Below are 3,470 nucleotides of genomic sequence, written 5' to 3' on the forward strand. Positions count from 1 at the left end.
AGCACGGAGGTATTGGTGGGGGTGGCGCTCTTGAATGAGCGGGCGTTCGTAGCAGCGCAGAGCAGACAAAGCACTGGCAGGGAAATCAGGGAAAGCGTTTTCAATTCAAACCATCCATTACCCGCCGACCGCTTGCATCATAGAAGCTCACGCCCGCCAAAAACAGGCGCTAGCTCGCACTTCCCTTGAACTTGTCGGCCTCGTCGGCAAACAGCACGTTGAAGGTGGTCAGCGATCCGTACATTCGGGTGATGTACTGCTGGAGGTCCACTTTCTCAGCGTCCGAGAGACCTTTGTGAGCGTTCACTTTCTGTTCGAGCACGCGCAGCTTGTCGCGGACCATCACGACCTTGTGGAAAAAGACGTCCATGTCGATTTCCTTGGCCTGCATATTGGGGTCGGCGGGCTTGAGGATGACTGTTCCACCTTCCCACTTTCGTCCCAGGCGGATGGGCTTGGTCTCGGTCACTTCGGCCATGGCATCTCGCAGCATCTGCTTGAACTGCTCGGGGGTCATATCGTCGAAATACATGGGAACTCTCCATTGCTGTGTGCGCCGGGCCTGCTCTTGGGTGGGGAGCGGGCGAGGGGAGTCTGCCTCTGAAGGCGCGTATGGGCCATGTATAGCCGATTGTGTGGGCGATGGGAGGGGTTGAGAAAACGACTGGACTAACCAGTCCAGTGATGATAGGCTCTCCTCGTTGCCGGGTGAAGCCCTGTCCGCAACGCTGGAGGAGCGACCCATGATCGGAATTCCCATCGGACTCTTTGCCGTCAATGCCACCGAGTGGGCCATGCACAAATACGTGCTCCATGACATCGGTCGCAACAAGCAGAGCTACTGGCATCAGCACTGGATCCACCACCGCGATACGCGTCGCAATGATTTTTACGATCCGATGTACGAAACCTTTCCGATCGGATTTCACCAGCAGGGAACGGAAACCTTTCCGCTGATCGCATCGTCAATCGTGATGGCGCCGCTGTTCCCGATTGCGCCCTTTTTCACGATGACCATGTGGTACGGGGCCTTCAATTACTGGCGCATTCACCGCAAGTCGCACCTCCACCCCGACTGGGCGCGCGAGAATCTTTCCTGGCACTACGACCACCACGTGGGCGCCAATCAGGACACCAACTGGTGCGTGACGCGCCCGTGGTTCGACTACGTCATGGGCACACGCAAACCCACCGGGCAAAGCACCATCGAAACCAACCGGCTGGGGATGAAGCTTCCCAAATCGGTCGAGGCCCTCGTCAATGCCGTGCTGGGCGAGCCCGCGAAACCGGCGCCGCAACGCAAGGCGAAAAAGCGCCCGGGCTACGAGGGCGCGGCGAAGAAGCGCGCGGCAACGGTTGCCGCAGCGCCGCGGGCCGCGGCCGCTGTTTGAGCTGACGGCAAGAAGCGAAACAACAGAAAAAGGCCCCGGCAGCGGGGCCTTTTTCTGTTGAGAATTCAGTGCCTTGGCCGGCGGTTGCGGCGCGAGCGGGCATGTCATACATATGAAGTAGCGGGGGCGCTTGAGTGGAGCTGGTGGAGTGAAAACCTTCGTCATCGATGACGACGAGGCCTCGCGCCTGTTGTTCGAGCGCGTAATCAAGGCGCGCGGCCATGACGTGTTGCTCTTCGGGAACGCCGAAGATGCGCTGGAGGCCTTTGTCGCCGACGGTCCGGCACTGCTGCTGCTCGACTGGATGCTGCCCGGGATGTCGGGGCTTGAGCTGTGCCGGAAGATCCGCGCCCATCCCAGAGGCCGCAATGCCTACATCGTGATCGTAACCGCTCGCAGCGAACCCGAAGACTTGCGAGAGGGCCTTGATGCCGGTGCCGACGATTACATCACCAAGCCGGTGAGTGCATCGTTTCTGGACCTGCGCATCAGTGTTGCCGAGCGGCAATTGCAGTATCTCATCGAACGCAACCGGATCGACGATGCGTTGCGCGAGAGCCAGGAACGCTACGCACTTGCCGCGCGGGGCTCGAACGATGCGCTCTGGGACTGGAATCTCGAAACCGACGACTTCTATGTCTCTGACCGGTGGCTTGAAACGCTCGGGATGGACAAGGGGGCACTGAGGCCCGTGCCGTCCGAGTGGCTCGACCGTATCCATGAAGACGATGTGGAGCGCGTGCGCGCAGAACTCGACGCGCACATCGCAGGCGATACGTCCTTCTTCGAGAGCGAATACCGCATCATGGGCGGCGACGGGCGTTATCGCTGGATCCTCTCGCGGGGGATGGTGATTCGCGATGCCTCCGGTCATGCCACGCGCATTGCGGGCTCCCATACCGACCTGACCCGCCGGGGCGTGCACGATGCGCTGACGGGCCTGCCCAACCGGGCGCTGTTTATCGAGCGCCTCAGCGTAGTGATCGACGCCAACCGCAAGCGCGGCGACGCGCCCTACGGCCTGCTCTTTATCGATCTCGACCGCTTCAAGATGGTCAACGACAGCTTCGGACACCACGTGGGCGATCAGCTCCTTGTTGCGGTGGCACAGGTACTCAAGGAATGCGTTCGACCGGGCGATCAGGTCGCGCGCTTTGGCGGCGACGAATTCGTGATCCTGCTCGAGAAACTCTACGATCCCACCGATGCCTGCAAGGTGGCCGACCGCATCGCGGCAAAGCTGGCCGAGCCGCTGCATCTGGACGGCAAGGAAATCTATGCCTCGACCAGCGTGGGGATCGTGCTCGGGGAAAGTCACTACAAGAATGCGCAGGAAATCATCCGCGACGCCGATACGGCGATGTACCGCGCCAAGGCGATCGGCGGCAATCGCTTCCGCGTGTTCGAGCCCTACATGCGCGAGGCGGCAGTGGCGCGGATGAATCTGGCCATGGACCTTCGAACGGCCGTGGCGAACGATGATTTCACCTCCCACTACCAGCCCATCATGCGGCTCGATACCGGGGAGCTCGCCTCCTTCGAGGCGCTCGCGCGCTGGCGTCACCCCGAGCGCGGCTACGTTGCGCCCGAGGAATTTATTCCGATGGCCGAGGAACTCGGTGTGATCGGGGAGCTGGGCAAAAAGATGATGCAGAGGGCGAGCATGCAGCTCGTCGAATGGATCGATCTCTACGGCGAGGCGCTGCCGCTGACCATGACGGTGAACCTTTCGGCCAAGCAACTGGCGGAGCCCGATCTGGTCGAGTGGATCGGGAGCATGCTCAAACAGACGCGTCTGGCTCCCACGCGCCTGGGGCTGGAAGTGACCGAGAGCATCATCATTGAGGACTTTACCTGGGCCTCGGAGATCCTGACACGGCTCAAGGAACTGGGTGTTCAAATCTGCATGGACGATTTCGGCACGGGGTATTCCTCGCTCAACTACCTGCGCCAGCTTCCCGTCGACAAACTCAAGATTGACCAGTCCTTCATCCGCCAGCTCGGCAAGGGGCGAGAGAGCACCGAGATCGTCCGCAGCATCGTGGACCTGGCGCGCAAGCTGAACATCGAGCTGATCGC

General features: G+C 60.9%; 3 protein-coding genes. 2 read left to right on the plus strand and 1 reads right to left on the minus strand.

What is annotated here, in order from left to right:
* Positions 1 to 169: 169 nt before the first annotated feature.
* Positions 170 to 532 (minus strand): hypothetical protein, encoded by a 363-nt coding sequence (locus KDH09_08340; protein MCB0219686.1) that lies wholly within the window; start codon positions 530 to 532, stop codon positions 170 to 172.
* A 211-nt stretch (positions 533 to 743) separates the two neighbouring features.
* Between KDH09_08340 and KDH09_08345 the strand changes: the two genes are divergently transcribed.
* A complete protein-coding gene (locus tag KDH09_08345) occupies positions 744 to 1,391 on the plus strand; it encodes a sterol desaturase family protein (GenBank protein MCB0219687.1) in 648 nt (215 codons plus the stop codon).
* 148 nt (positions 1,392 to 1,539) lie between these two features.
* Positions 1,540 to 3,470 (plus strand): EAL domain-containing protein (locus KDH09_08350; GenBank protein MCB0219688.1); only part of this gene is annotated, 1,931 nt, incomplete at its 3' end.

This window comes from Chrysiogenia bacterium, assembly GCA_020434085.1.
In the GTDB taxonomy this organism is placed as follows: Bacteria; JAGRBM01; JAGRBM01; order JAGRBM01; family JAGRBM01; genus JAGRBM01.

Excerpts from the sequence above, each read along its gene's own strand:
- KDH09_08340 (MCB0219686.1), bottom strand. The coding sequence starts at position 532 with ATGTATTTCGACGATATGACCCCCGAGCAGTTCAAGCAGATGCTGCGA.
- KDH09_08345 (MCB0219687.1), top strand. The coding sequence starts at position 744 with ATGATCGGAATTCCCATCGGACTCTTTGCCGTCAATGCCACCGAGTGG.